Below are 26321 nucleotides of genomic sequence, written 5' to 3' on the forward strand. Positions count from 1 at the left end.
GACCAGTCGACCTTCGAGGTCGGCGCGTCCACGTGCAGCGTGCGCGGCAGCACGCCGTTCCGCATCGCCTCGACCATCTTGATCACACCCGCGACGCCCGCCGCCGCCTGGGCGTGGCCGATGTTCGACTTCAACGAGCCCAGCCACAGCGGCTGTTCGACCGGCCGCCCGGCACCGTAGGTCGCCAGCAGCGCCTGGGCCTCGATCGGGTCGCCCAGCGTCGTGCCCGTGCCGTGCGCCTCGACCGCGTCCACATCGGGCGCCGACAACCGCGCGTTGGCGAGTGCCTGCCTGATCACCCGTTCCTGGGAAGGCCCGTTGGGCGCGGTGAGGCCGTTCGAGGCACCGTCCTGGTTCACCGCGGAGCCGCGCACGACGGCGAGTACCTGGTGCCCCAGCCGCTGCGCGTCGGAGAGCCGTTCCAGTACCAGTACCCCCACGCCCTCCGACCAGGCGGTGCCGTCGGCGGCGTCCGCGAACGCCTTGCAACGCCCGTCCTCCGCCAGTGCGCGCTGCCGCGAGAACTCCACGAACGACGTCGGCCTGGCCATGACGGCCACGCCCCCCGCCAGCGCGAGCGTGCACTCGCCGTCGCGCAGCGACTGGGCGGCGAGGTGCAGCGCGACCAGCGACGACGAGCACGCGGTGTCCACCGTGACCGAGGGCCCCTCAAGGCCGAGGGTGTACGAGACCCGACCCGACGCCACGGAACCCGAGTTGCCGGTGCCGAGATAGCCCTCAAGGCCCTCCGGGACGTCACCCAGACCGGTCGCGTAGTCGTGATACATCAGGCCGGAGAAGACTCCGACCGGTGCCGCCCGCAGCGCGGTCGGGTCGAGCCCGGCCGACTCCAGCGCCTCCCAGGAGACTTCCAGCAGCAGCCGCTGCTGCGGGTCCATCGCCAGTGCCTCGCGCGGCGAGATCCCGAACAGGTCGGCGTCGAAGTCGCCCGCGGCGGACAGGAATCCGCCGTGCCGGGTGTACGAGGTGCCGGGCACGTCGGGGTCGGGGTCGTAGAGCGCGTCCAGGTCCCAGCCTCGGTCTGCGGGGAATTCGCCGATGCCGTCGAGGCCTTCCGCGACCAGCTGCCACAGGTCGGCGGGCGAGTTCACGCCGCCCGGCAGCCGGCAGGCCATGCCGACGATCGCGACCGGCTCGTCCGAGTGGGCCCGAGCGGCGCCCGCGGCGGCCGGGGCGGCCGGGGCGGCCGGCGGCCGCCCGTACAGTACGTCGAGCAGATGCCGGGCCACGGCGGCGGGGGTGGGACGGTCGAAGGCGAGAGTGGCCGGCAGCCGCAGTCCGGTCGCGGCGGCGAGCCGGTCGCGCAGGCCGACCGCGGCGAGCGAGGTGTAGCCGAGGTCCTTGAACGGCCGCTCGGCCGGTACGGTCGCGTGGCCCGGGACCACCGCGGCGGCCTCTGTGCGGGTCAGATCCAGCAGGACGCGCAGGCGCTGGTCGTCGGCGAGGCCGTCCAGGCGGCGGCGCAGGGCCGTCGCGGCGGCGTTGTCAGGGAGCGGAGCGGGAGCCGTCGCCCGGGTGTCGATCAGGCCGCGCAGCGACGCGGGCACCGCCGCCGGGTCGAGCGCGTCCAGGCCGTCGGTGTCCAGCCTGAGCAGCAGCAGCGAGGTGTCGTCGGCGAGTTGGGCCGCGTCGAAGAGCGCCACGAGGTCGTGAGCGGTCAACCGCCCGAGCCAGTCGGGCACCGGCCGTCCGTCGCCGGCCGCGGGCCCGGTGTGCAGGACGAGGGCGGGCAGCCCGGCCCCGGCTCGCTGGTGGAGCAGCGCGTCGACGAAGGCGGCGGCCGCCTCCTCGGCCCGCCCCGCGGGACCGGGCAGCCCGCCCGCCGGGACGGCGGCGACGAAGCCGGTCACCTGCCGACGGGACACCGCGTCAAGGAGGTTGACCGCCCCGGCGGCGGTGCGCGCGAGCCCGGGGAAGACGGCGCCGGCGGTGTGGACGACGGCGTCGACACGTACCGCATCGGCGAGCAGGGACGCGGTCCGGTCCCGGTCGGCGAGGTCGCAGGCCACCAGCTCGACCGCGGCGCCGCGCGCCACGAGGTCCGCTGCCAGGTCGGCGGCCGCCTGGTCCTCCGCACCACCCTCGCTGACCAGCAGCAGCCGTCGTACGCCGTAGGTGGCGACCAGGTGGCGTGCGACGACGGCCGCCGTGGGTCCGTCGGCGCCCGTGACCAGCACATGCCCGCTCGGGGTGGAAAGGGTGGACGGCTCTCCGGGGGCGGCCGGGGGCGCGGCCACCTGCGAGATCCGGGGCCGCAGTGCGACTCCGTGGCGCACGGCGAGTTGCGGCTCACCTGTGGCGACCGCGGCGGCCAGCGCGACCGGCAGGTCGGCGTCCTGGGCGAGGTCCAGGAGGACCAGCCGGCCGGGACGGCTGGTCTGGGCGGCCCTGGCCAGGCCCCACAGCGCGGCCTGTACGGGACCGGGCACGGGATCGTCCGCGCCGGTGGAGACCGCGCCCCTGGTCAGCACGACCAGGGGGGTGCCGGCGAACCGCTCGTCGTCCAGCCACCCGTCGAACTGCGCCGCGAGATCCCGCACGGCGGCCTCGACCGCAGCGCCGGGGTCGACGGAGCCGCCGCCTTCGTCCGGATTCGGAGGTGAGCCGGCACGACCTGTCCAGGCGTCGCCCGGCGCCCCGGCGCCATGCTGCACGCGATCGTCCGAGTCACGGTCGGCCGCCGAAGCCGCACCTGTACCCGCACCCGCGCCTGCATCCGCGCCGATGTCCGTACCGATGTCCGTACCGAAGGAGGCGACGTTCACGACGGCGGCGTCGGGAACGGTGCCCGCGGCAGCCCGCAGTTCGGTCAGGTCGACGTAGGCGGTCGCGGGGTCGAGCGCGGCCGCGACGGCCGCGGCGTCGGTGCCCGCGACCGCCCACCGCGGGCTGGAGACGCGCGGCTCCGCGGTCGGCACGGAGGACAGCGGCAGCCAGTCGGTGCGGTACAGGTGCTCGACGTGGGCGCCCCCGGTGGCCCGCAGCCGTGCCGGGCCGTCCAGCAGCAGATGGCGGGTGATCTTGCCGGAGGCGGTCCGCGGGATGCGGTCGGTCTCGTACAGCTCCTCGGGAACCTTGAAGTACGACAGCCGTTCGCGGCAGGCGGCGAGCAGGGCCACCGGGTCGAGGCCTTCCGCGGTGGGGACGAGGAAGGCGACAGGCACTTCGCCGAGCACGTCGTGCGGCTTACCGGCGACGGCCACGTCCGCGACGCCCGGCACCGACCGCAGCACTTCCTCGACCTCACCGGGGTGGATGTTCTCGCCGCCGCGGATGATGAGTTCCTTGATGCGCCCGGAGATGGTGAAGTAACCGTCGGCGTCGCGGCGCGCGAGGTCGCCGGTGCGGTACCAGCCGTCGCGCAGGGCTTCCGCGGTGGCCTGCGGCTGGTTGTGGTAGCCGAGCATGACGCTCGGGCCGCGGACCCACACCTCGCCCTCCGCGCCGTCCGGGACGTCGACCCCCGTCTCCGGGTCGACGATCCGCACCCCGAGGCCGGGCACCGGCAGCCCGCAGGAGCCCTCGACCCGGGCGCCGGTGGGCCAGTTGACGGTGATCGAGCCGCAGGTCTCGGTGGAGCCGTAGGCGTCGATGAGCGGTGCGCCGAAGGCGTCCTCGAACGAGCGGCGCAGTGCCGCCGTCGTCACCGCACCGCCGACCAGGCACATCCGCAGGTCGGGTGCGCGGAATCCGTCCTCCCGGGCGGCGCGCACCAGTTGGTGGTACATGGTGGGGACGCCCGCGAGGAAGGTCGCGGACTCCTCGCGAAGCGCGTCGAGGACGTCCCCGGCGGCGAACCCGTCGAGGAGCCGGGCGGTGGCGCCCACCGCGGTCACGCCGAGCACGCAGGCGATGTGCGACAGGCTGTGGAAGAGCGGGAGCGGCCACACCACCCGGTCGTCGGGACCGAGGCCGGGGATCGGGACGTAGCAGGCGGCAACCGACCACAGGCAGTTGCGCTGCGTGGACAGCACGCCCTTCGGGCGTCCGGTGGTGCCCGAGGTGTAGAGCATCCACGCGGGGTCGTCGAGGCCGAGGTCGTCACGCGCGGTGGTGGGAGGTTCGCTGCCGGCCAGCGTCTCGAAGGACAGCGCGCCCGCCGGCACGGGCAGGTCGCCGGTCACCACGACCCGCATGTCGGCGCGTTCGCGCAGCAGGTCGGCGAACTGCTCGGCGTGCGCCGGGTCGGTGATGACCGCGCGGGCACCGCTGTCTTCCAGCAGGTAGCCCAACTCAGCGGCGGTGAGGCGCGGGTTGAGCGGCACGGCGATAGCACCGGCCCGCAGGATGGCGAAGTAGCTCTCGACGGTCTCGACGCTGTTGCCGAGCAGGATCGCCGCACGGTCGCCGGGCTGCAGTCGATGGGCCGCGAGATGGCCCGCGATCCGCCCGGTGCGGAGCTGGAGTTCGCCGTAGGTGACGGTACGGGCCGCGTCCCGGAAGGCGGCTTTGCCGGCGCTGCGGGCGGCGTGCCCGGCCAGCAGTTCGGGTACCGGCCGGATCAGCTCGGTGCGCAGCATGCCGTCACTTCCTTACGTCCCTGGTTCCCTGGGTCCCTGCGTGGGTGGTCACATGTCGCTCGCCGTACGGACACGGGTCGTACCGATGCGTGCCGTACCGGACCGTGCGGCACGGACGGGAGCGGTACGACGCCGCGCGTCATGCGCGGACGCCTGTCGCGCGGTCGCGGTGGAACGCCGCGCCCTTGCGGCCGGCCGTGTCCGCATCGACGGCCCGGCGGTACGGAATTTCCGGCACCGGCGAGTTGTGTCGTATGCGGTGGACCGGGAAATCGCCGGCGGAATTCCCCGCCGCTCCCAGTGTTGTCGCCCGCCCGCGGACGGCCGCCCCTAACCGTCCCCCTATGAAGGCCCTGTCCCCGCCCGGCGCAATACGCAATGCGCCCCGGTACTGGGGCGAGTACCGGGGCGCGTGCGGGAGAGGCGGGCGGGGGAGCCGGGACAGCGGCGGTGCGGGCCGCAGTCAGCGGGCGGTGGCCCGGACAGCGGTCGGGCACAGCGTGAGCAGGTCCGCGGGGCGGCGCAGGACCGCGTCGGGCGCCGCGGCCAGCAGCGCGCTCTCGTCGGCCTCGCCCCACAGCGCGGCGACCGCGGTGACGCCGGCGCCACGAGCGCTGGTCAGATCGGTCACCGCGTCGCCGACCATCATCGCCTTTTCCGGCCCCACCTTGAGCAGTTCGAGAGCACGCAGTACGATATCGGGTGCCGGTTTGGCCCGCGCGACCTCGTCGGAGCCGATGACATGGGCGAAGTACGGCAGCAGGCCGAGCCCGTCGAGCAGGGACCTGGCGCGGGGCCCGCTCTTGCCGGTCGCGACGGCCAACCGCAGTCCTCGCTCCCGTAGTTCGGATAGCAGCTCGGGCACGCCGGCGAAGACGGTGACCTGGTGGGCGAGCCGGTAGCTCTCCCGTACGAACGGTTCCTCCAACTCAAGGGGGAGCCCCATGATGCGCATGATGTCGGGGAAGTAGCGGCCCAGATGCCGGCTGTACTCCTCGAACGGTGCCCGCCCGTCGCCGACCACTTCGGAGTACGCGGTCAGGAACGCCTGTCGCATCACCCCGAAGCTGTCGACGATCACCCCGTCGAGGTCGAACACCACGACCTCGGGCGTGGGCTCCGGCCTGGTGAACGCCGAACCGGGCGGATGTTCTCGGTGCACCGTGCGGGGTATGGACGCCGCGCCGGGCGCGGTGGGTGGCGTGCGGAAGGCGGGTGCGGACACGGGGTCTCCATGTGGGTGTGGTGGGGCTCCCGGGCGGATGGCCGGGTGGGGCGACGGAATGGTCGGCCGGGTGGGGCGACGGAATGGTCGGCCGGGTGGGGCGGAAGGACTGGTCGGCCGGGTGGGGCGGAAGGACTGGTCGGCCGGGGCGGGGCGGAAGGACTGGTCGGCCGGGGCGGGGCGGAAGGACTGGTCGGCCGGGGCGGCCTTGCCGGTGGTGATCAACCGGCCGACTGCGCCGGTCCGGGCCGGCTACGGAGCCGGCGTGCGAGCCGGGACGTGGCTCCGCCGCCGGACCGCGGCTTCGGCGGACGCGGCGGCCGTCGGTGCGGCCTCGGGCTGCGCGGATTCGGGAACGGCGGTCTCGGGCAGTGCGGTCTCGGGAAGCGCGGTCGCGGATCTCCCGGCGCCCTGAGCCACCGCGGCCGAGTCGTAGAGTCGCTCGATCACGGCGATCGTGCGGCGGGCGTGGGCGACGGCGGCGCCCCGCTCGTCGGGGTCGGCGAGCAGCGCGGGCAGGACGTCGAGTTGGCGGGTGTACTCGGCGCCGATCTCCTCCGCAGGCACCGGCACCGCCGTGGTCACGCCGTCGCGGGTGTGGTTCAGCAGCGAGGTCGGCCTGCGGTTCGGGCTGAAGCCGAAGGTGCAGGTGAGGGTCGCGCTGCCGGCGGCGCCCTCGACTCTGATGCGGGTGGTGTCGAGCGCTTCGTGCGAGGCCCAACTCGCGCGCAGCGCCACCGAGACCCCGCGGTCGGTGACCAGGAAACCGCGTGCGGTGTCCTCCACGTCACCGCCCGGGCGCTGCCCGCCAGTGCCGCGCCATGCGGCCGCCCCGGCACCGCTGTTGACGAAGTCCGCGGAGACCGTGCCGAGGGCCTGTCCGAAGGCGGGTAGCGTGCCCAGCAACGGCCCCACCGTGTCGAGCAGGTGCCAGCCGAGGTCCACCAGGGCGCCGCCGCCCGACAGCCGGCGGCTGGTGAACCAGCCGCCCGCGTCGGGGACTCCGCTGGCCCGGACCCAGGCGAGGTCGATGTGCCGGATCGGTCCCAACTCGGCGGTGAGCGTCCGCAGCGCCTGGACGTCGGCGCGGTAGCGGGCCGCGCTGCCCGCCAACAGCACTGCGCCGCCGTCCCGTTCGGCGGCGGCCAACTGGTCGGCCTCGGCGACGGTCAGGCACACCGGCTTCTCCAGGAAGACCGGGATCCCGCGGCGGAGCAGCCCGGCGGCGACCGGGGCGTGCAGGTGGTTGGGCACCGCCACCACGGCCAGGTCGACCTGCGCGGGGTCGAGGTCGTCGGCGTCGGCGAGCACCATGGGCCGGGGACCGGGCGCGCTCCCGGAACCGGAACCAGCGGCCGCGCGGATGGCCGGGTCGGGCTCGACCAGGGCAGCGAGGGCGTAACCGGGATGGGCGTCGAGCCGGGGCCGCCAGATGGAGCGCCCCGCCCAACCGAGCCCCACCAGCGCCACCCGCACCGGCCCCTGCGGCACCCCGGGACCCTCCCCAGGGCCTTCCCCGGGACCGGAAGCCGTCCCCCGGGGCTGCGTGCCGCCGGTGCTCACAGGGCGGCCAGGGCGTCGGTGAGGATCTGCGCGATGTCGTGGATCTGCTGTTCTCCGGCCAGCAGGGTGCGGTGGTGCAGCCATATCCCGTCCGCGGTCAGCGCCTCGGTGACGGGGTTGCGGCGGGCGAGGTCGCCGACGGTGGTGTCGGGCGCGCCGGTCTCCCAGAACCCGTCGGAGCGGTAGATCGCCCGGAAGGCGACGAAGGCCGGGAGTCCCCGCGCGATCAGGTCGTCGACCAGCGCGTCCCTGCGCTGCTCGCCGAGGCCGGGCACCTGGAACATCGCCATGTAGTGCGGCATCCGGTCGACCCGTTCGTCGCGGCCCTGCGGCACGACGCCCGGGATCTCGGCGAGCAGTCGCCGCAGCACCGCCGAGCGCTGCTCGCGGACGGCGATCTGCTCGTCCAGGCGGCCGAGTTGGGCGCGCAGCACGCTCGCGGAGAATTCGTTGAGCCGGAAGTTGGAACCGGACGTCTGGTGGAAGTATTTGCGGTCGGTCGGCGGCCGGCCGCAACTGTGCCGCAGAAACGCCTCCTCGTACGAGGCGTTGTCGGGGAAGGTGACGGCGCCGCCTTCGCCGGCGGTCATCAACTTGCCGTTCTGGAAGCTGAATGCGGCGATCGAGCCGAGCGCGCCCGCCCGCCGGCCGCGCCACTGGGCGCCGTGCGCGTGCGCGGCGTCCTGGATCACCGGCACCCCGGTGTCCGCGGAGAGCTTGTCGAGCGCGTCCATGTCCGCGAAGTGGCCCGCCATGTGCACCGGCATGATCGCCCGGGTGCGCGGGGTGACCGCCTCGGCCGCCGCGGCCACGTCCAGGCAGTACGTCTCCGGGTCCACATCCACCGGTACCGCGACGGCGCCGAGCCGCTGGGCCGCCTGCGAGGACGAGATGAAGGTGAAGGCGGGCACGATGACCTCGGTGCCGTGGCTGACGCCGAGTACCTGCAGGGCCAGTTCGAGTGCGTGGGTGCCGTTGGTGACCGCCAGCGCGCGTTCCGCACCGTGGTAGTCGGCGAACTCGCGCTCGAAGGAGTCGACTTCGCTGCCGCCGATACGCCACCACTGGCCCTGTTCCAGCGCGCGTATCAGCCCTTCCCGCTCCGCCGCGTCGTACTGCGGCCACGCGGGGAAGTCGGGGGCCGGATGCCGGTCGGCGCTCATGATTCCCGCCGCCTTTCTTATTCGGGGATGGTGCGAGGATTCGGTGATAAGCACGCTAACCCACGGAATAAAGATCGTCACCTCCCCTATCCACCCCCCTATATTTCCCTTGTCCCATACGGCTGTCCGTAATTGCGTCGGCCGTGCGGTCCTGAACTGTTATAACCGGTCCATGAGCGAACTGCTTTTGTTGAACGGACCGAATCTGGGGATACTGGGCCGGCGGGAACCGGAGATCTACGGCACCGACACGCTCGACGACATCGTCGCGGCGGTCGGCGCGGAGGTCGCCGAGCGCGGCTGGAAGGTGGTGTCGGTCCAGCGCGAGTCCGAGGGCCAACTCATCGAGGCGGTGCACGACGCGTACGAGGGGGTCGGCGCGATAGTGAACCCCGGCGCGCTGATGATCGCCGGATGGGGACTGCGGGACGCGCTTGCCGCCTATCCGCGGCCGTGGATCGAGGTGCATCTGTCGAACGTGTGGGCGCGTGAGACCTTCCGGCACGAGTCCGTGCTCGCGCCGATCGCGAGCGGTGTGATCGTGGGCCTAGGGTCGCTCGGCTACCGGCTGGCCGCACAGGCGCTGCTGGCGAAGGTGCCGCGGCCCTGATGGCCGCGCCGACCGGCACCGCAGGTGCGATCGGTGCGGCGGGCGCCGCCGCCGCGGCCCGCGTGCTCGGCGTCGACCTGGGCGGCACGAAGGTGGCGCTGCGGGCGGAGGGAGCCGGCGGCCGCGCCGAGGAGGTGGTGCTGCGCTGGCCCGGTTCCGGCGGCGTGGCGGCGGACTGGGCCGCGCTGACGTCGAATGTCCGCTCCCTGGAGGGGCGTTGGGGTGGCGGCTTCGACGCGGTCGGCGTCGCGGTGCCTGCGACACTCGATCCGGCGGGCACGGTGTGGGCGTGGCCCGGCCGGCCGGCCTGGACCGGCTTCGGGCTCGGCGCCGCCCTGCGCGAGCTCTTCCCCGGCGCGGCGGTGCGGCAGGCGGACGACGGCGATCTGGCCGCGTTGGCGGAGGCGGTGCACGCGGGGTACGCGGATGTGGCCTATCTCGGCGTCGGTACGGGCGTCGGCGGCGGCCTCGTACGGGCCGGCCGCCTCTTCCCCGGACCGGAGCGCGGGTCCTGCGAGGTGGGGCACATGCTGGTCGACCGCGGCGGTCCGCCCTGCGACTGCGGGCGGCGCGGCTGCCTCCAGGCCACCGCGTCCGGCCCGGCGACGCTGGGCAGGGCCGCCGAACTACGGAGGTCTGCAACGGATTTCGCCGAGCTGCGGGACGCGCTGGCGGCCGGCGCGGACTGGGCGGTGCGCGCGGTGGACGACACCTGTGCGGCACTGGCCGCCGGAGTCGTCACCCTGGCCGAGATCGCGCACCCCGATGTCGCCCTCATCGGGGGCGGATTCGCGGCAGGCATCCCCTCCTTCACCGCACGCGTCGACACGCACGTCCGCCGCCTCGCCCGCGCCGGCTTCGTGCCACCCCCGGTCGTCCCGGCCACGCTGGGCGCCCTGTCCTCGCTGTACGGCGCGGTGGCGCTGGCCCGCGAAGCCCTCCCCGCCGCACCCGCGGGCCGCGAAGCCGGACCCACCGGCCGCGAAGCCCTACCCGCCGGATCCGCCGACCGACAAGTCCCACCCGCCAGCCCCGCTCCCCTCACGGAAGCGCCACCCGCCGGGCCTGCCCGCCGCGTACGCGCCGCTTCCGTGCCGCACCGCACCCACGCGCCGTCCGACCTCTCGGAAAGGGACGTCCTTTGACCCTCACCAGTCCACCCCCCGCGGCACCCGGCGCCACCCTGCGGAAGATCGACGTCGCCCTCGGCGACCGCGGCTACCCGGTACTGATCGGGCCGGGCGCACGGCACCAACTGGCTCGGGTCGTACGGCGGATCGGGGCACGGCAGGTCGCCGTCGTGTCGGCCAGGCCACGCGAGTGGGTGCCCGATCCCGGGGTGCCGGCACTGCATGTGACGGCGAGGGACGGCGAAGTGGACAAGTCCCTCGGCTGGGTCGAGGAGATGTGCCGCCGCTTCGCGGACTTCGGGCTGACCCGGGCCGACGCGGTGGTGTCATGCGGCGGCGGCACGACCACCGACGCGGTGGGCCTGGCGGCAGCCCTCTACCACCGCGGGGTGCCCGTGGTGCATCTCCCCACCTCGCTGCTCGCCCAGGTCGACGCCGGGGTCGGCGGCAAGACCGCGGTGAATCTGCCACAGGGCAAGAACCTGGTCGGCGCCTACTGGCAACCCGCCGCCGTTCTGTGCGACACCGACTACCTCGCGACGCTGCCTCCCCGCGAAGTGGTCAACGGCTACGGCGAGATCGCCCGCTGCCACTTCATCGGCGCGGGCGACCTGCGCGGGAGGCCGCTCGCCGACCAGATCGCGGCCAGCGTCGCGCTCAAGGCCTCGGTAGTCGCCGCCGACGAACGCGACAGCGGGCCCCGGCACATCCTGAACTACGGCCACACCCTGGGCCACGCGCTGGAGCGCGCCACCGGCTTCCGGCTGCGGCACGGCGAGGCGGTCGGCATCGGTACGGTCTTCGCCGGCCGGCTGGCGGGCGCACTGGGGCGGATCGGGGAGGCCCGGGTCGCCGAGCACACCGAGGTCGTCGCGCACTACGGCCTGCCGGTCGGGCTGCCCTCCGGTCTCGCCGTCCAGGAACTGGTCACCTTGATGCGGCGCGACAAGAAGGCGACGACCGGCCTCGCCTTCGTCCTGGACGGGCCGCGCGGCCCCGAGGTCGTACCGGACATCCCCGAGCCGGTGGTCACGGCGGCCCTGGACGCGATGCCGCGCGGGGCGGCCTGAGATGCCGGTCTCCGGCCGCACCCGGCTGTTCGCGGTGCTGGGCGATCCCGTCACGCAGGTCAAGGCGCCCGCCCTGCTCAACGCGGAATTCGCCCTGCTGGGCGCCGACGCCGTACTCGTCCCCGTCCACGCGCCCGCCGCCCGCCTCGCGGAGGTCGTCGGCGGCCTCAAGGCGGCCGGGAACGTGGACGGCCTGCTGGTGACGGTTCCGCACAAGCTCGCGGTGTGCGCGTATGCCGACGAGCTGAGCGAGGCCGCCGCGCTGGCCGGCAGCGCCAACGCGCTGCGCAGGGAGCCCGACGGACGCTGGTTCGCCGACAACTTCGACGGAGCCGGCTTCGTCCGCGGCCTGGCCGGCAGCGGCCACCGCGTACGCGGCCTGCGGGTGTTCCTGGCGGGTGCGGGCGGCGCAGGCCTCGCGGTGGCCGCCGCCCTGCTGTCCGGGGGCGCGGAGCACGTCGTCGTACGCGACCCGGACCGGGCGCGGGTCGCTGCGCTGGTCGACCGGCTGGGCGCCCGGTGGCCGGGGCGGGTGACGGCCGCGCCCGCCGCACGCGCGGATACGTCCGTCGACCCGGTGGTGGCCCGCGGTACGGACCTGGCGGTGAACGCCACCCCGCTGGGCCTGCGCGCCGGCGACCCGCTGCCGTTCGCCCCCCGCGACCTGGCGCCCGGCACCCTCGTCGCCGATCTGGTCATGGAGCCGCATGAGACACCGCTGCTGCGGGCCGCCGCGGCATGTGGCCTGGGAATTCACCACGGTATCCACATGCTGAGATGTCAGATCGAACTTTACTCCCACTTTTTCCGCCTGACGGCAACTCCGGGAATATGAAGAGCACATGAAACAATGAGGTAATAGCGCCGTCGTCTCCTATGCTGACCTGCTGAGTCATATTTCATGTGCCGACCGGGGGCGAGCATGCGATTCACGGTGTTGGGTCCGTTGGAGGCCATACGGGACGGCAGACCTGTGCTGCTAGGAGGAGCCAATCAGCGGGCTGTCCTCGCTTTTCTGCTGCTGCGCCCCAACCGGGTGGTCGCCACCAGCGAGCTGATCAAGGCGCTGTGGGGCGAAGGGGCGCCGCCCACCGCGCGCAAGATGGTGCAGAACGCCGTCGCCGGTCTGCGTCGCGCCCTCGGCCCCGAGGCCGCGCTGTCGACCGTTCCCCCGGGGTACGTCCTGCGGATCGACCCGGACGCGATCGACCTGACCCGCTTCGACGAACTGGTCCGCAGCGGCCGCGACGCGCTGCGGGCGCAGGACTGGGAGTCGGCCGCGGTGCTGCTGCGCGAGGCGCTGGCGCTGTGGCGCGGCCCGGTGCTGGCCGACGTGGCGGAGACCGGCGTCGGCTGGCACGAGCTGGCGATGGTCAAGGAGACCCGGCTGGCCGCCTTCGAGGACTGCGTCGAGGCGGAGTTGACCCTCGGCCGGCATCGCGAGGTGGTGGGCGAGCTGGCGGCGATGAGCGAGCAGGAGCCGGCCAGGGAACGCACCTGCGGCCTGCTGATGCTCGCGCTGTACCGGTGCGGCCGGCAGCCGGAGGCCCTGGCCGCCTACCAGCGGCTGCGGGACCGGTTGGTAGGCGACTTCGGCCTCGACCCCGGCGCCGAACTCCAGGACCTGGAGCGGGCGATACTCAAGCAGCACCCGATGCTGGCGCTCCCGCCGCTCCGGGCGCGGGAGGCGGGCAGGACCGAGCCCGTACGCACGTCCGCGGGCAGCCGTACGGACCGGGCCGCGCCGCCCGCGGGACCGGTCGCGGCCGGAGCTCCCTCGCCCGCGGCTCCCGGCCCCGGATCCCCACCCGCCCCCGCCCCCGCCTCCGCGCCGGCGCTCGCACTCGCCGAGCGCAAGCAGGTCAGCGTGCTGCTGGTCAGGGCGAGTCTGGGCAGCGGCGCCGCCGACGACCCCGAGCAGGTCGACGAGGCGCTGCGCGACCTGCACCGCATCACCGCGGAGGAGGCCGCCCGCTACGGCGGTTTGGTGCGCGACCCGCTCGGCCCGGTCCTGCCCGTCCTCTTCGGACTGCCGCGCACGCACGAGGACGACCCGGCCCGCGCCGTCCGCACCGCGCTGGCGATCCGGGACCGGATCGGGGCGTCCCGCGGCTGCGTCACGGTGAAGTCCGCGGTCGCCACCGGCGAGATCCTCGCCCGCTACCGCAGCGAGGACGACCGGCAGCCGGCCGAGGTGACAGGCGCCGTTCTCGACCGCTGCGAGCGGTTGCTGCAGCTCACCGGTTCCGGCGGTGTGCGGATCTGCGACCGCACCTTCGCGTCGAGCACCGACCGCTACGCGCCGGACGGCGACGCCGGCGCTCCCACCGGCCACAACGGCCTGGCTGTCATCGCCGTCGAGGCCGCCCCCGAAGCACCAAGGCCCGACGTCCCGTTGATCGGCCGGGACCGCGAACTGGACGTGCTGACCGGACTGCTGGGCGATGTCATGCGCAGGGACCGGCCCCACCTCGCGACCGTGCTGGGGGAGTCGGGGATCGGGAAGAGCCGGCTGGTCGCGGAATTCTGCCGCCGGGCCGGCACCGTGCCGGGGGCTTCCGTACGCCGCCTGTCGGCCCGCGTCCCCGCGGTCGGCCCGCGGCGGGCGCTGAAACCACTGGCCGCGATCGTACGGTCGTACGCCGGCATCGCACCCGGCGACAGGGGTACCGGGGCCGAACACCGGCTGGCCGCCGCTGTGCACGACCTGCTGGGCACCGGCCGCGAGGCCGACCGGGTCCTGGCCGGGCTGCACGAGTGCCTGGGCCTCGGGGGCACCGGCGACCGCACGGAGAAGGGCGGTACCCACTTCACCGGGGTCTTCGCCGCCTGGCGGCGGCTGGTCGAGGAGATCGCCGCCCGGCAACCGCTGGTGCTGGTGCTCGAAGACCTGCACCACGCCGACGACACCTTCCTCGACCAAGTGGAGGACCTCACAGAACGGGCGCTGCGCGTACCGCTGTTCATCGTCACCACGGCCCGCCCCGAACTGCGCCAGCGCCGCCCCCGCTGGTGCTGCGGCAAGCGCGACGCGACCGCCGTCGTCCTCGACCCGCTGTCCGACGGGGCCACCACGGCCCTGCTCGACCGGCTGCTGACCCGGCCGCCCGGCATCCCGGTCGACCCCCAACTGCTGTCGCTCATCGGCGGGATACCGCGGTACGCCGAGGAGTACGCGCCCGCCCTGACGAGCCTGCGAGCCGGCTCCGTACCCGAACCGCCCGCCGTCGTACGCACCATCGTCGCGGCCCGGCTCGACACCCTTCCCGTCGCCGAGAAGGCGGTGCTGCGGGACGCGGCTGTCTTCGGCGGCACGGTGTGGACCGCCGGAGTCGCGGCGGTCGGCGGGCGTGCGCACCGGGATGTCGACGCGGCCCTGCGGCTACTGGAACGCAAGGACTTCCTGCGCCGCGTCGGCCGCAACCCCCGGCAGGACGACACCGAGTACGTCGTACGCCACCGCCTGGTCCGCGACGTCTGCTACGCCCAACTCACCCGGCAGGACCGGCTGCTCAAGCACCGTCGGGCGATCGGCTGGATCGGCGCGCTCCCCGCGCAGCACGGCGACCTGCTGGTCCACCACTACCGCCAGCTGGTCGCGCTGTCGGCGGCCGACGAGCAGGCGGTCGACCCGGTGGCCGTCGAGGCGTGCCGAGCCCTGGTCGAGGCGGGCCGCAGAGCCGCGGCGGCGGGCGGCCACGACAGCGCGGCGCGCTGCTACCGTGCGGCGTCCGAGCTGTGCCCGGGCGCCGCGCCCGGTCGCCGCCAGCTCAGCCCGGTGTACCGCCAGAGCCCCCGAGCCTCCGCGACGGCGGCCGTGTTGGACGGCGTCTGCGGCTGACCCCCGACTCCGCCAGGAGGCCGCCCGCGAGCAGCGCGGCCACCCGCCCGACGCCGGCCGGGTTCACAGTGCCGGCAGCGCCTCCCCGACGCGCGGCTCGCGGCGCTCGATCAACCAGAACAGGTGGCCCCGTAGATAGTCCTCAAGTCCGCTCTCCAGGTATCCGGTGTAGCAGTCGAGACCATGTGGCTCGTTAGCGCTGCCACTTCGCGCGGGTTGGCCGGCTGCCGGTGGACGAACTCGTAGCCACAATCGCTGGAGAGCACATGCTCAGGCAGGTAGTACGGGCCATTGCGTCCGTCATCGGTCTCGCCGGTGTAGAACGGCCCGGGCACGTTGAGCCAACTGCGCTCCTCCCAGCGGCCGATGCCCATCGTGGTGGTGTATCGCCGAGCGGTGGGCACCGGGTCCCAGTACGCCCTTTCCTGCCACGGCCCCTCTACCGGGTAATACGTCAACTGCCGCCGGAGGCTTGCCGCGTATCGCTGCAGAGACTCGGACAGTTGCTCCGCCATGGCCACCCTCGGGAGGCACCGCCCTGCGTCACCATCAAACCGCCGCACGCACCTGGTCCAGTTCGCTGCCGATCGCTTCCCGCAACACGTCATGCTGCGGGCCGAGCCTGAACTGCTTGTTGCTCCACCGGTCACGCGGATAAAGCCATACCGGAGCACCCACCACATCGGCGGGCTCCCACTCGAACCGCGGCCACACATGCGCGTGCAGGAACGGGTCCGTGTTCCCGAGGATCTCCAGGTTGATCCGCCGGAAAGCCGGGTCCAGCCGCCGGCAGGCCCGCTCGACCGCCTCGCCGAGCTGATCCATGTCGGACAGGAACGACAGGCGCTTTGCCTTCGGCAGGTCCGACAGCCGCTGCACATCCGGTTCGTCCACGAGAAGAACCGAGTATCCCGGCAGGAACTGGACATCCCCGATCGCCGCGAATCCCGACGTCAACCGCCGCAACACGGTCGGGTTCTCACCTCTCAGCGCAGTCCCGATCCGATCCGTCCGCCAGTCACCAGGCATGGCCAAATCCTACCTGCGGGTGATCGCGGACCGCTGTTCCCTCCCCCTCCTCCTCATGCGGCTTTCAGTCGCTGTTGTCGTTCCGGCTGTGTGGGGTGTGTCTCGAACTGAGGTTTCCGGCCGGGTGATCGTGGAGGCGTCGCGGCATAGAGGTGGGGCCTTGAGGTCAGGAGGCCCCGGTGTTGGAGCGTTCCGTGTGGATGGCCGGGCAGTCCAGTTCGGCGGTGGCGGTCCGTTTATGCCCGGCGACACGCTTCTCCCTGGCCACGCGGCACGCTCGTCGGGGCGCGCGGGGGGTGGTCACCACGTGTCCTCGCTGAGGAGGGGGCCGAGCGGGCCGAGGGTGAGCTGGAGGTCCTCGCGGCGCAGGCCGTGGGCGGCGCACAGGTCGTTCATCCGCTGGTCGAGGAGCATCAGGGCGGTGCCGACCCGCTCCTCCTGCGCGTCGGTGAGATCCCCCTGGTCGAGTCGGCGGACAGCCTGCCGCTCCATCAGCTGGCGCAACAGCTCCACCAGGGTGAGGACCAGGGATGCCAGGTCCTGGGCGGCCCGTTGGGGATCGAGATCGACGCGGGCCTCGGTGGTCACAGCGGTCCTCCGTCGCTCCACGGCGCGGGCACGCGCTCGCTGACCGAGGCCAGCAGGGCGCGCAGCGACAGCCGGACGAGCGGCACGTCGGCGATCGCAATGACGAGGTCGCCCTCGATGACGACGCCGGTCGCCAGCACCCGGTCGAGCAGGTCGACCAGGGGCACTCCGAGGGGGGCGCCGGCGTCGGGTCCGATCCAGGGGACGACACCGGTGTCGGCGGTCATCCGATGCCCCCGTCGGCGACCGAACCGGCGTCCGCGACCTCGGCGAAGGAGTACGGCACCCAGGGCCCCGACACCTCCGCGTGGGCGTCGACCCCCGCGAACGCGCCGGTCATCGCGCGCACGGCGGCCACCAGCCGGTCGGCCCGGGCGTCGTCGACGAGGTAGGCGGCGTTCAGCACCTGGACGCGGCCTCGGCCGGTGATCTCCGTGCCGTGCGGGCGCCGCCGCACCGAGGCGACGGCGAATCCCGCGGCGGCCTCGTGCACCTGGCGGGCGGCGTCGAGCGCGGCATCCTGCCGGGCCCGGCGGTCCTTCTCCCGACCGCGTACCCGGGACAGGTAGGCCCGGCCGCTGGTGGAGGCCGCCGGCCCCGGAGCGGCCGGTCCCTCGGTGCCGTTGCCGCCCCGGTGCCGCACATGCACTTTGACCGCCCACTCGGTGCGGCCGGTGAGGCGGTCGAGCGCGGCCAGGAAACGCGGCTGCTGCTCGTCAAGTGTCGCCCGCGCCCGTTCCGCGTCGGTGAAGAGCGTGGCCAGGGCCAGCGGGACGACCGGGCCGTCCGCCGCGGCGGCGGTGACCACCGCGTGGTGCGCCCGGGCACAGTCTTCCAGCTGCTCGGGGTCCGACAGACGTGCCCGCAGCGCCTCTTGGCTGAAGAGCTCCGCGGGCACGTCCTGGGCCACCGCCCACAGGCCGCCCGGCAGGGGCAGCAGGCCGACGTGCCCACCGGCCGCATGACCGCGGACGCCCGTCAGGCCGCCCGACGGGCCGCCACGGCGTACGGCGAACACGCAGGTCGCCATGGCGCCGGGCGCGGCGACCGGTGCCTCGTCCGTGGCCGTCACGGGCGCTCCTCGACGCGGCGGCGGGACGGTCGCGCGGCGCCCTGCTCCAACTCCGCGACCCGGTCCTTCAGTTCCCGGTTCTCCAGAGCCAGGGCGCGCTCGGCGGCCCGTGAGGAGAGCGCCGGGTCGGTCTCCCACCAGTCGATGCCGGCTTTCTTGGCGGTCTCGACGGAGGAGATGAACAACCGCAGCCTGATGGTGAGCAGTTCGATGTCCAGCAGGTCGATCTTGATGTCGCCCGCGATCACGATGCCCTTGTCGAGAACGCGCTCCAGGATCTCGGCGAGGTTCGCCGTCGAGGGAACCAGGGAGTAGTCGACCGGCGGGACGAGGTCCATCTGCGTCATCTGCGGGTCCTCCTACGGCGCGCGCCCCGCCGGCCGTCCTCGTCCTCTTCCTCGGCCTGCGGCTCCTCCTCCGGCTCCTCTTCCGGTCCGCCTTCCTCGTCGTCCCACTCCTCGTCCTCGTCGTCCTCCTCCTCGTCCTCGTCCTCGTAGTCCTCGGCCTCGCCGTCCGCGCCCTCCTCCTCGGGCTCCGCCTCTTCGTCCTCCGCCGCCTCTTCGCCGTCCTCGGCACCCTCTTCGGCGTTCTCCTCGTCTTCGAGGGCCTCCTCGTGGGACCGTACGACCTCGGCGTCGCGGATCTCGCCGCGCCATCCCTCGATCTCTTCCGCGTCGGCGTTCAGCGTGATGTGGCGGCCGAAGTGCTTGAGGTCCAGCCGCAGCCGCCTGCCCTGGGCACGCCAGAGGTTGCCGGTCTTCTCGAAGAAGCCCGCCGGGTAGTACTCGACGTTCACCAGGATGCGGGTGAGCCGAGGCGCGAGTTCGTGGAAGGTGACCGCGCCGTGAGTGGTGCCCTTGGGACCTTCGGACGTCCATACGATCCGCTCGTCGGGGATCATCTCCTGGATGGTCGCTTTCCAGTTGCGGCTGGACGGGCCGACCTTCGCGGTCCAGTCGGACATGGTCTCGTCCGACTTGTTCACGCTGCGGACGCCCTTGGTGAAGTCGCTGAAGTCCTCGAACTGCGACCACTGGTCGTAGGCGGTCCTGATGGGCACGCCGACGTCGAGGCTCTCCACGATGTTGGTCGCCTTGATGTTGCCGCCGCCACCCCCGCCACCCCCGCCGCCGCCGTCTTCGTCACCGCCACCACCGCCGGGGAGGACGCCCTTGACCTTTCCGACCACCTGGTCCTTGACGTCCTTGGCCTTCTGCGTGAACAGCGCCTTGGCTGGGGACTCGCCCTGGAGAATGCGGCCGCCGGCGCCGAGGAGGCCGCCCTGGCCTTCGGCCACGTCGGTCAGGCGATCGGTGAGACCGTCGACCTTGTCACTTGCCTTGCTGACCAGCTGCTGGGTCAGAGAACTCAGCAACTGGCCGAATTCGTCGCGGAGTTCGTCCAGTCCGGTGGGGGCGTCGTCGGCTTGCTCGTTTTGCTTGGCCATGTCCGTCTACCTTCCACGCCGGTTCGCACGGGACTGCGACCTGCCGGACGCGGTCTTCTTGGCGGCGGTCTTCTTCGCCGGCGCGGTCTTCTTCGCCGTGGCCTTCTTGGCCGGTGCCGCCTTGGAGGGGGCCCTCTTGGACGGGGCGCTCTTCTTCGCGGGCGCGGTCTTCTTGGCGGCGGGCGACTTCTTGGCCGCCGCCTTCGCGGGGGTCCCCTTCCTGGCCGGGGCCGCCTTCTTCGCGGGGCCGCCCGACGCGGCGGGCGGGGCCTTCTTCGCGGCCGTCTTGCGCGGTTCCGGCCGCCGGCGCGGCGGCGGCTTCTGCTCCGGCTCGGGCTCCGGCTCCGGCCGCCTGGAGGGTGCGGGCTTCTCGGCCGCCCGGTCCCGCCGGACCCGGCGCCGCGCCCTGGGGGCAGGAGGCTCCTCCTCCGCCTCGTCCTCGTCTTCCTCGGGTCCGTCGCCGTCTTCCTCGTCCTGCTCGTCGGCCTCGTCCTCCGGTTCGCCCTCGTCCTCCTCCTCGTCCGGCTCTTCGGCGTCCTCGTCCGCTTCCCCGTACTCCTCGTCCTCGTCGTACTCCTCGTACTCGTCTTCCGGCTCTTCCGGCTCCTCCTCGGCGGGGCGGCCACGGTCGCGCAGCACGCCCGCCAGCGAGGAGAACCCGCGGTCGCTGGAAGCCGACGCGGCGGAGCGCACGGCGGACAGCAGTTCGCCGGTGACCTGGTCGCGCAGATCGGCCAGCTGCGGGTTCTCCCTGAGCTGCTTGAGTCCCTCGGTCGCGAGCGCCGCTGGTGACAGGCCGAATCTGCGGCCGGCGACGTAGCTGGCGATGGCGAAGGCCACCTTGGCGTTGCGGGTACGGCCCAGCAGGTAGCCTCCGGCAACGGCAGCGGTGACCGCCGCTTTGTTCGAGCTGATCATCAGTGAGTACCTCTCAGGTGGTAAGCGGTCCGTGTGCCTGGCGTGGGGGCTTCCAGGAGGTCCAGGAGCCGGTCCTCCTCGCGCTCGAAGGTCGCGCCGTCGATCTCTCCATCGTCATACGCGCGGTTCAGGGCCGCGAGTCGGGCGCGGATGACGGCGGGGTCGTGCAGTTCACGGTCGGCGACCTCGTAGAGCGTCTCCGCCAGCCAGTTCACGCCCCGCACCGGAGCGAGCGGCAGCAGCAGAAGGCCGGTGAAAAGGCCCATGTCAGACACCAGCCGCCGCGCGCAGGGCGGAGAAGCTGTAGCAGGGCAGCGGGCCTGTCAGCCGCAGCTCCACCTGCCCGGCGAGGCGCGCGGCCAGGCCCTCGACCGCCGTGCGGAAGCCGGCCGCCCGCTCCGCGGCGACCAGGAACGAGATGTTGCGCACGCACCCCTCGACCTCGGGGCCGGGCTGGGTGGCCTCGGCGAGTCCGGCGAGCGCCGTGATCGCCTGTTCGGCGCCGGCCGCGGCCCGACGGCGCAGCCCCGCCATGACCGCCTCCCCGAGCCGGATGCTCGCGTCGTAGCCCGGCCGCCTGCGGACCTCCTGCCGAAGCTGCCGCAGCGCCGGGTCCTCCCGCAGCAGGTCGGCGAGGCCGCTCTCGACGGTGATCGCCTTGAGGTTCATCTCCACCCGGCCGGCCACCTGGTCCAGGGCGGCCGGCCAGGAGTCGCTTCCCGCCCGCAGCCGGTCGCGCACCGCGTCCTCGTCGGCCGCCACCACGGCGAACCGGGAGGGCAGCATCGGCCCGCAGGCGGCGACGGCCAGCAGGACGTCCTGGTGAGCCTGCAGGTCACGGCGGCGGGCGCGCAGCCGCTCGGGGGCGGCGCTCACCACCGCGGCGAGGGGACCGGCGACCAGCGTGCGGACCCGGGCGGGCGGATCACCGAGGCCGCGCAGGCCCGCCGGCAGGGTGACCGCTGCCCGGGTGATGCCGTAGACGTACACGCTCAACGGGGTCAATCCTCCTCGTCGCGGTGCCGGGACCGTGGACGGCTGCCAGCGCTGCGGGCCACGGGGCGCCGGCGCGGCCGCTCGGCGACCTCGTCCTCCGCCTCCGGCTCGTCCTCGTCGTCCCCCGCGCCGAGCGCGGTCTTGACCTTCTCCCCCACCGAACGCGCGGCCTTCTTCGCACCCGCGCGGCCCACGGCGCCGGACGCGCCGCCGAAGAGTTCCGGCACCGTCCTGGACCGGGAGTCGTGGTCCAGGTCGAGCCGGTTGCAGGCCTCGGCGAACCGCAGGTAGGTGTCGACGCTGGCCACGACGATGCGAGCGTCGATCTTCAGGATCTCGATTCCGACCAGCGACACCCGGATGAAGACGTCGATGACGATGCCCCGGTCGAGAATGAGGTCCAGTACGTCGTAGAGAGTGCCCGCGCGGGGAGCACAGACCACTTCATCGCTGCTTATGACAGTCACGGCGACACCGTTCCTTGAGGGGATGCGGGGGGGATCAGCAGGTGCGTGGCGGGGCCGCCGGCCGGGAGGATCGCCGGACCGGCGGTGTGCGGCCGCGGTCAGATGTCGGCCGAACCGCGCACGTAGCGGCGGGTGCGGCGATACCGCCGCATGGAACCGTCCTCGGCGAGTTCCACCTCGTAGGTGGCCAGCAGGCTGGTGGTGTCCGGGATCCGGCTCACCTCGACGACGTCGACGCCCACGAGCCAGCCGCCGTCGTCAGTGGGCGAGACCTCCGAACAGCCCTCGACCGGGCGGTCGATCAGCTTGGCGAGATCGCTCGCGGCACGTTCGGCCGCCTCACCCGCGCCGGATGGCTCGGATGCGCGAGGGGGGCGGCGGCGCGCCGCCGACCGGTCCTGTCGAGTTGAATGCTCAGCCATGTGCCCAGCTTCCGGGGCGGCGTCGGCATCGCGCACGTGCTGGTGAACCATTCGGGGCCGGGCGGCGTGTGTGCCCCGCCGGGCCGCACCAACTCGCTCCGGCGGGACCTGCCCGAGGAGCTCGGACCGTTCCTGACTGCTCACGAACGGTTGATCAGGTGGGGCGTCGACGGGACGCGACCGCCGTCCTGGCAGCGGCGGACGCCGACGACGGCATCGACTGGACGGTATCGGTGGACTCCACCGTCGTCCGCGCTCACCAGCACACCGCAGGCGCCCGCAAAGAGGGGCGGCAACGGTGAGGACGCCTACCGCCGGGGCTGGCTCCGCCTCGACCGCGCGCTGACGCCGGCGGAGCACGCGGGCCTCGTTGACGCCGCTGCGACCTGGTCGCGGAGCAACCGCTCACAGCACGAGATCGTTGCCGAGTTCGGCCCGCCGTCTGTCACCTTCGGCTCCACGGACCCGGTCCGTCCCAAGACCCTCAGCTATGCCACGGATGACCGCACGGCCCCCGTCGTCGCGTTTCACCTCGGTTCCGCGCGGACCGAGACGTACGCAGGTTCGGGTGAGCAGGGCAGTGCGGCCCTCTTGGCAGTCCGCATTCACGATGGCTTCTTCGGTGGATGGGAACTCACGCCGTTCGGAGAAGACAGGTTCGCCGGCAGGTCGCCGGTTGGGACCGCAGACTCCCCGACGTCATAGGGGCGCAATGATCAAGCCGTTCTGCCGCCCCCACAACGCCGAGCGCCTATTCAGTCCGACAACCGACGGCATCTTGGCCTCCCCGGCGAATGACAACCCGACAGGCCACTACTCCCACGCGATCACCGACCCTATGCCTGACCAGCGAAAACACCGCCCTCAAGTTCGGAACGACAACAGCTACTCACAGGCCGCGCAAGCGAGGCGAGGAGTATGCGGGCTCACCGGGCAGGGCCCGCCGACCATGTAATCGCCGGGCGCCGATGACCGTGAGGACGCGCAGCACCGTTCACGGCGGGTAAGCGGCTCGGCGACGGTCGAGGAGGGGGACGCACGACACCCGGTGCGCCGTCCAGGCCGGCAGGGCTACGCAGGTTCTGTGGTGAACCGCCGCCAGACGGGTGCCGCGAAGAGGTCGGCAGTGGGGTTGTCATCGGGCTCCACACCGAGGAAGCGCCAGAAGTCGAAGACGGCAAAGGCATCCAGGCGCCCCGACCTGTCGCCTTCGCGGACCGGGCGGTTCCTCGGGTCGTCGTCAGACCCGTAGAAGTCCTCGAACGAGTCGTCATCGAGGCGGACACTGGTGAGGTATCCCCGGGCATGTGTCAGGTCCAGCCCGAGGTCCGGGAACTGGGCCACGAGCAGGTCCGGGCGTCCTGTGCGGGGGACGTCGGGGAAGAACCCCTGGTCGGATTCGACCCACTGGACGAAGTGGTCCACTTCGGTGCCGTGGTGGAAGAGCTCATACCCCCACAGGTCGCCGTCGTAGACGAAGGTCAGCAGTCCGGGGCAGTCGTAGGTCCGTGAGACGTGGAGCTGGGCGCGTCGGCGCAGATCCCACTCCCAGCCGCGCGTCCACTCGAGCACGGTCCAGTCATTGTGCCGCTGGTGGAGCGTGTAGCAGTCCTCCACAGTGGAGTCGGCGTCGGCGAGTCGGTGCTGCCGGTTCTGCCAGAACTCGTCCAGCGCCTCGTACACCTGCTGGTGATCGACGTCGTAGAACAGGTTGCACCGCAGGAAACCGCCCATGCACATCACTCCATGCGGGAAACATGTCAAGGGGAACGGGACGCATTGCAGTGTGCCAGGCGTCGCATGAGGTCAGGATGGATCTGACGGAGGCACTTGGCGAGCTCCCGATGCCCTCCAGGGGCCTACTCGTCGTCAGGGGCCCACTCCGCTCGGTATCCCGGGCGATCGGAGTAGCTGGTCAGTGCGAGCACTCGCACCGCCCAGTCGCTGCGGAGGGCGTCGTGGTCCCCGGGATCGGCGTGCTCCGGGTCGCGCCAAGCGGTGAGAAGGTCGCGCTTCGTGGTGATTGCGCGTGCCGGGGCGTAGAGCGCGGCGAGCGGGTTGTCGGGGGTCAGCCCTTCGGGCAGCCAGGACTCGGGGGGCTGGTCCGCGGTTGCCGCCTCGTCGGCGTCGATCTGCTCGTGCAGCCAGGTGATCAGTTCAGCGGTCATACCCGGCATGATTCCCTGTGCCACTGACAGCGGGCGTCGTCTCACCCGGAAGGTGAGATCTCGTGCGAGGTGCGCCACGACGGGAAATACCAGCAGCGTCGGCCCGACAAGAGCGTGACGACGCAGTGGTTGCTCCCGAAGGTCAGCACTCGCAGTGCCAAAACCGAGCCGCTGCTGCCCGCTGAATTCGGCGATGACTCGCCCCTCGACGCACCCAAATCGTTGGCGTTCTGGGGACGAGGCGGCGGCGTGGCAGGTGACCATCCCCGAGCAGGAGTTCGAGACAGGACTCAATCTGGACGGGCTGACACAGATCCAGGTGTGGATCGGATACCAGTTCCTCCACGGTTGAGCCGACTGGCAGCCTCAGGCGGCGGGGCGCAGGAAGGTGAACCGGGCGTCGCGCCACAGGGCGCGGAGGTCGGAGGCGTCGTCGTCGGACAGGACGTCACCGGGTACGGCCCAGGACTGGACCGGCGTGGCATCGGCGGTGACCGCCGGCCAGCCCGGGTCGCCGGTGGCCGCGAAGTCGGCCCAGGAGCGGAGCATCCGGCCGGACAGGGCGCGGTCGTGGTCGTCGGGAACCCCGCCGATGAGGAAATGGGCGCCGATGGCGTCCAGGTTGCCGAAGGCGAAGGGGACGTCCGCGGCGTGCCAGGGCCTGGCCTCGCCGCGCCTGCGAGCGAAACGGGCCAGATACGCCCGGCCCCCGGCGGCCGCGTGGTACTCGGCGAGGCGGGTGGTGTACTCGCCGAACTTCGCGTCGCCGAAGACGGCCAGGTAGCGGTCGAGTACCGGGGTGCCGGGCATCAACGCCTGGTAGCCGTCGACCAGGGCCGACGGCAGGCCGAGGGCGTCGGCAAGGCCCGCCAGCCCCTCCTCGGTGGTGACCTCCCGCACGGCTCCCACCGCGTGGAGGAACCAGTACTCCTCCAGCGTGTGGCACACCAGCAGGTCCACCTCCCGCGCCGTGCCGGAGGCGATCATGCGGAGAGGATCGGCAGTCAGCACCTCGCCGTCGGCGACGGGCTGGAAGATCACCGGGTCGAAGGCGTGGGCCGCGGCCACCGGCTGGTCCCGGGAGCGGGCGGCCACCTGGTCGGACGCGGCCACCAGCGCCTGGGGTGTCAGGGACAGCAGCCCGTCCGCCGTCGGGGCGACACCCGCCGACGCCGCGATCCGCCTGGTGACCGCCGCAGCGAGCGCGACGGTGGAGAAGGCGTGGGGCACGCTGTGGGCGATGGCACGCCGGAACAGCCCCCTGCTCTTCTCCATGGCCATCAGGCAGGCCACCGAGCCTCCTCCGGCGGAATGCCCGGCGACGGTGACGTTCCCCGGGTCGCCGCCGAAGGCCTCGATGTTCTCCCGGACCCAGCGCAGAGCGGCGATCTGATCCAGCAGGCCGCGGTTGTCGGGGAAACCCGGAACATGCCCGAACCCCTCGAAGCCCACCCGGTAGTTGCAGCTGACCACGATCAATCCGGCACGGGCCAGGGCTGTCCCGTCGAAGTCGGGCTGGGCGGACGAGCCGAAGGTATAGGCGCCGCCGTGTATCCAGAAGAACACCGGCAGTGCGCCACCGTCCGCGCGTTCAGGCACCCACACGTTGACACTCAGGACGTCTTCGTCCCCGGGACGCCACACGGGCGCTCCCGGCAGCTCTGCCGACTGCGGGGAAATAGGGCCGAAAGCCGAGCAGTCCCTGACCCCGCCCCAGACCGGCCCCGGTTGCGGTCCCCGGAACCGGCGAGCGCCGAAAGGTGCGGCGGCGTACGGGATGCCGAGGACGGTGGTGACACCGTCGGATCGTACGCCCCGGACATGACCGCTCGTCGTCTCGAAGGCCCTTCCGGCACCGCGTGGCTGCTCACTCATCGTGCGCCAGTCTCGCTCAGGACGGGCGCCGATGCGACCGGGTTCGGACTCGGCCGACGGCAGCGCGGCCGTTCAACCGTTCACCGGGACCGCACACGTTCGGCAGCGACACCCCAACAGACAACACCGGCCGCCCTGCCGGTCGGCCGGTCGGCTTTTCGGCCCCGCTGCCGCGGGCGGCTGCCCGGCCGCTCTA

Annotated in this window: 24 protein-coding genes and 1 pseudogene; 6 read left to right on the forward strand and 19 right to left on the reverse strand. The window is 72.9% G+C overall.

The features are described 5' to 3' along the window. The 4 genes from BUE44_RS38655 to BUE44_RS21735 all read right to left on the reverse strand — a co-directional run. A partial coding sequence (locus BUE44_RS38655; RefSeq protein ID WP_143172546.1) for an AMP-binding protein occupies positions 1-4541 on the reverse strand: 4541 nt, incomplete at its 3' end. A 463-nt stretch (positions 4542-5004) separates the two neighbouring features. Next, positions 5005-5703: an HAD-IA family hydrolase gene (locus BUE44_RS21725; RefSeq protein ID WP_073500768.1), complete on the reverse strand. Its 699-nt coding sequence runs from the start codon at positions 5701-5703 to the stop codon at positions 5005-5007. Between the two features lie 315 nt (positions 5704-6018). Then, positions 6019-7257: a Gfo/Idh/MocA family protein gene (locus BUE44_RS21730; RefSeq protein WP_073500652.1), complete on the reverse strand. Its 1239-nt coding sequence runs from the start codon at positions 7255-7257 to the stop codon at positions 6019-6021. A gap of 68 nt (positions 7258-7325) precedes the next feature. Beyond that, entirely contained in the window at positions 7326-8492 is a 1167-nt protein-coding gene (locus BUE44_RS21735) for a DegT/DnrJ/EryC1/StrS family aminotransferase (protein ID WP_073500653.1), read from the reverse strand. A 172-nt stretch (positions 8493-8664) separates the two neighbouring features. On the opposite strand from BUE44_RS21735, the gene BUE44_RS21740 reads away from it, so the two are divergent. From BUE44_RS21740 to BUE44_RS21760, 5 genes are all read left to right on the forward strand, one after another. Continuing rightward, positions 8665-9102: a type II 3-dehydroquinate dehydratase gene (locus BUE44_RS21740; protein WP_073500654.1), complete on the forward strand. Its 438-nt coding sequence runs from the start codon at positions 8665-8667 to the stop codon at positions 9100-9102. Beyond that, on the forward strand, positions 9102-10247 hold the full coding sequence (locus BUE44_RS21745; protein WP_073500655.1) for an ROK family protein: 1146 nt from the start codon (positions 9102-9104) through the stop codon (positions 10245-10247). Before BUE44_RS21740 ends, BUE44_RS21745 begins: the two co-directional genes overlap by 1 nt. Next, on the forward strand, positions 10244-11302 hold the full coding sequence (locus tag BUE44_RS21750) for a 3-dehydroquinate synthase family protein (RefSeq protein WP_079189949.1): 1059 nt from the start codon (positions 10244-10246) through the stop codon (positions 11300-11302). The genes BUE44_RS21745 and BUE44_RS21750 overlap by 4 nt, the downstream gene beginning before the upstream one ends. A 1-nt stretch (position 11303) precedes the next feature. Then, the gene (locus BUE44_RS21755; protein ID WP_073500656.1) at positions 11304-12137 is read left to right on the forward strand and encodes a shikimate dehydrogenase family protein; all 834 of its coding nucleotides are present in this window, start codon (positions 11304-11306) and stop codon (positions 12135-12137) included. A gap of 138 nt (positions 12138-12275) precedes the next feature. After that, positions 12276-15143 (forward strand): BTAD domain-containing putative transcriptional regulator, encoded by a 2868-nt coding sequence (locus tag BUE44_RS21760; protein WP_073500657.1) that lies wholly within the window; start codon positions 12276-12278, stop codon positions 15141-15143. A gap of 110 nt (positions 15144-15253) precedes the next feature. Here BUE44_RS21760 and BUE44_RS21765 read toward each other — a convergent pair whose 3' ends face one another. The 12 genes from BUE44_RS21765 to gvpO all read right to left on the reverse strand — a co-directional run bounded on the left by BUE44_RS21765 (position 15254) and on the right by gvpO (position 22118). Beyond that, a complete protein-coding gene (locus BUE44_RS21765; protein ID WP_143172544.1) occupies positions 15254-15658 on the reverse strand; it encodes a hypothetical protein in 405 nt (134 codons plus the stop codon). Between the two features lie 34 nt (positions 15659-15692). Then, positions 15693-16172, reverse strand: a complete 480-nt coding sequence (locus BUE44_RS21770) for a diadenosine tetraphosphate hydrolase (RefSeq protein ID WP_073500659.1) — start codon at positions 16170-16172, stop codon at positions 15693-15695. A gap of 300 nt (positions 16173-16472) precedes the next feature. After that, on the reverse strand, positions 16473-16760 hold the full coding sequence (locus BUE44_RS21775) for a gas vesicle protein K (RefSeq protein ID WP_073500660.1): 288 nt from the start codon (positions 16758-16760) through the stop codon (positions 16473-16475). Continuing rightward, positions 16757-16987, reverse strand: a complete 231-nt coding sequence (locus tag BUE44_RS21780; RefSeq protein ID WP_073500661.1) for a gas vesicle protein — start codon at positions 16985-16987, stop codon at positions 16757-16759. The genes BUE44_RS21775 and BUE44_RS21780 overlap by 4 nt, the downstream gene beginning before the upstream one ends. After that, positions 16984-17832, reverse strand: coding sequence for a GvpL/GvpF family gas vesicle protein (locus BUE44_RS21785; RefSeq protein WP_235002342.1), 849 nt, complete (start codon positions 17830-17832; stop codon positions 16984-16986). Before BUE44_RS21785 ends, BUE44_RS21780 begins: the two co-directional genes overlap by 4 nt. Further along, a complete protein-coding gene (locus tag BUE44_RS21790) occupies positions 17829-18179 on the reverse strand; it encodes a gas vesicle protein (RefSeq protein WP_073500662.1) in 351 nt (116 codons plus the stop codon). The genes BUE44_RS21785 and BUE44_RS21790 overlap by 4 nt, the downstream gene beginning before the upstream one ends. Beyond that, positions 18176-19279: an SRPBCC family protein gene (locus BUE44_RS21795; RefSeq protein WP_073500663.1), complete on the reverse strand. Its 1104-nt coding sequence runs from the start codon at positions 19277-19279 to the stop codon at positions 18176-18178. The genes BUE44_RS21790 and BUE44_RS21795 overlap by 4 nt, the downstream gene beginning before the upstream one ends. A 6-nt stretch (positions 19280-19285) precedes the next feature. After that, complete coding sequence (locus BUE44_RS37105) at positions 19286-20197, reverse strand: hypothetical protein (protein ID WP_073500664.1); 912 nt, start codon at positions 20195-20197, stop codon at positions 19286-19288. After that, complete coding sequence (locus BUE44_RS21805; RefSeq protein WP_073500665.1) at positions 20197-20463, reverse strand: gas vesicle protein GvpG; 267 nt, start codon at positions 20461-20463, stop codon at positions 20197-20199. The genes BUE44_RS37105 and BUE44_RS21805 overlap by 1 nt, the downstream gene beginning before the upstream one ends. A gap of 1 nt (position 20464) precedes the next feature. Continuing rightward, positions 20465-21187, reverse strand: a complete 723-nt coding sequence (locus BUE44_RS21810; protein ID WP_322940507.1) for a GvpL/GvpF family gas vesicle protein — start codon at positions 21185-21187, stop codon at positions 20465-20467. An 11-nt stretch (positions 21188-21198) separates the two neighbouring features. Continuing rightward, entirely contained in the window at positions 21199-21660 is a 462-nt protein-coding gene (gene gvpJ / locus BUE44_RS21815; RefSeq protein WP_073500667.1) for a gas vesicle protein GvpJ, read from the reverse strand. Between the two features lie 98 nt (positions 21661-21758). Then, positions 21759-22118 carry a gas vesicle protein GvpO gene (gene gvpO / locus BUE44_RS21820; RefSeq protein ID WP_235002344.1) on the reverse strand — a complete coding sequence of 120 codons (360 nt, stop codon included), beginning with the start codon at positions 22116-22118 and terminating at the stop codon, positions 21759-21761. 48 nt (positions 22119-22166) lie between these two features. Here gvpO and BUE44_RS38660 point away from each other — a divergent pair. Beyond that, a pseudogene (locus BUE44_RS38660) lies at positions 22167-22372 on the forward strand (IS5/IS1182 family transposase); the annotation flags it as partial. A 781-nt stretch (positions 22373-23153) separates the two neighbouring features. Here BUE44_RS38660 and BUE44_RS21830 read toward each other — a convergent pair. From BUE44_RS21830 to BUE44_RS21840, 3 genes are all read right to left on the reverse strand, one after another. Beyond that, a complete protein-coding gene (locus BUE44_RS21830; protein ID WP_073500670.1) occupies positions 23154-23816 on the reverse strand; it encodes a hypothetical protein in 663 nt (220 codons plus the stop codon). A 125-nt stretch (positions 23817-23941) separates the two neighbouring features. Next, the gene (locus BUE44_RS21835; protein ID WP_073500671.1) at positions 23942-24250 is read right to left on the reverse strand and encodes a DUF6221 family protein; all 309 of its coding nucleotides are present in this window, start codon (positions 24248-24250) and stop codon (positions 23942-23944) included. Between the two features lie 366 nt (positions 24251-24616). Further along, positions 24617-26125, reverse strand: coding sequence for a carboxylesterase/lipase family protein (locus tag BUE44_RS21840; RefSeq protein ID WP_073500672.1), 1509 nt, complete (start codon positions 26123-26125; stop codon positions 24617-24619). Positions 26126-26321 lie beyond the last annotated feature (196 nt).

Source organism: Actinacidiphila paucisporea, assembly GCF_900142575.1.
Classification (GTDB): Bacteria; Actinomycetota; Actinomycetes; order Streptomycetales; family Streptomycetaceae; genus Actinacidiphila; species Actinacidiphila paucisporea.

What these genes read in the sequence shown, in the direction of transcription:
- BUE44_RS21745 (WP_073500655.1), top strand. Translation starts at nt 9,102, where the DNA reads ATGGCCGCGCCGACCGGCACCGCAGGTGCGATCGGTGCGGCGGGCGCC.
- BUE44_RS21835 (WP_073500671.1), bottom strand. Translation starts at nt 24,250, where the DNA reads ATGACCGCTGAACTGATCACCTGGCTGCACGAGCAGATCGACGCCGAC.
- BUE44_RS21740 (WP_073500654.1), top strand. Translation starts at nt 8,665, where the DNA reads ATGAGCGAACTGCTTTTGTTGAACGGACCGAATCTGGGGATACTGGGC.
- BUE44_RS21755 (WP_073500656.1), top strand. Translation starts at nt 11,304, where the DNA reads ATGCCGGTCTCCGGCCGCACCCGGCTGTTCGCGGTGCTGGGCGATCCC.
- BUE44_RS21770 (WP_073500659.1), bottom strand. Translation starts at nt 16,172, where the DNA reads ATGCCTGGTGACTGGCGGACGGATCGGATCGGGACTGCGCTGAGAGGT.
- BUE44_RS21830 (WP_073500670.1), bottom strand. Translation starts at nt 23,816, where the DNA reads ATGGGCGGTTTCCTGCGGTGCAACCTGTTCTACGACGTCGATCACCAG.
- BUE44_RS21765 (WP_143172544.1), bottom strand. Translation starts at nt 15,658, where the DNA reads ATGGCGGAGCAACTGTCCGAGTCTCTGCAGCGATACGCGGCAAGCCTC.
- BUE44_RS21780 (WP_073500661.1), bottom strand. Translation starts at nt 16,987, where the DNA reads ATGACCGCCGACACCGGTGTCGTCCCCTGGATCGGACCCGACGCCGGC.
- BUE44_RS21790 (WP_073500662.1), bottom strand. Translation starts at nt 18,179, where the DNA reads ATGACGCAGATGGACCTCGTCCCGCCGGTCGACTACTCCCTGGTTCCC.
- BUE44_RS21735 (WP_073500653.1), bottom strand. Translation starts at nt 8,492, where the DNA reads ATGAGCGCCGACCGGCATCCGGCCCCCGACTTCCCCGCGTGGCCGCAG.
- BUE44_RS37105 (WP_073500664.1), bottom strand. Translation starts at nt 20,197, where the DNA reads ATGATCAGCTCGAACAAAGCGGCGGTCACCGCTGCCGTTGCCGGAGGC.
- BUE44_RS21840 (WP_073500672.1), bottom strand. Translation starts at nt 26,125, where the DNA reads ATGAGTGAGCAGCCACGCGGTGCCGGAAGGGCCTTCGAGACGACGAGC.
- BUE44_RS21805 (WP_073500665.1), bottom strand. Translation starts at nt 20,463, where the DNA reads ATGGGCCTTTTCACCGGCCTTCTGCTGCTGCCGCTCGCTCCGGTGCGG.
- BUE44_RS21795 (WP_073500663.1), bottom strand. Translation starts at nt 19,279, where the DNA reads ATGGCCAAGCAAAACGAGCAAGCCGACGACGCCCCCACCGGACTGGAC.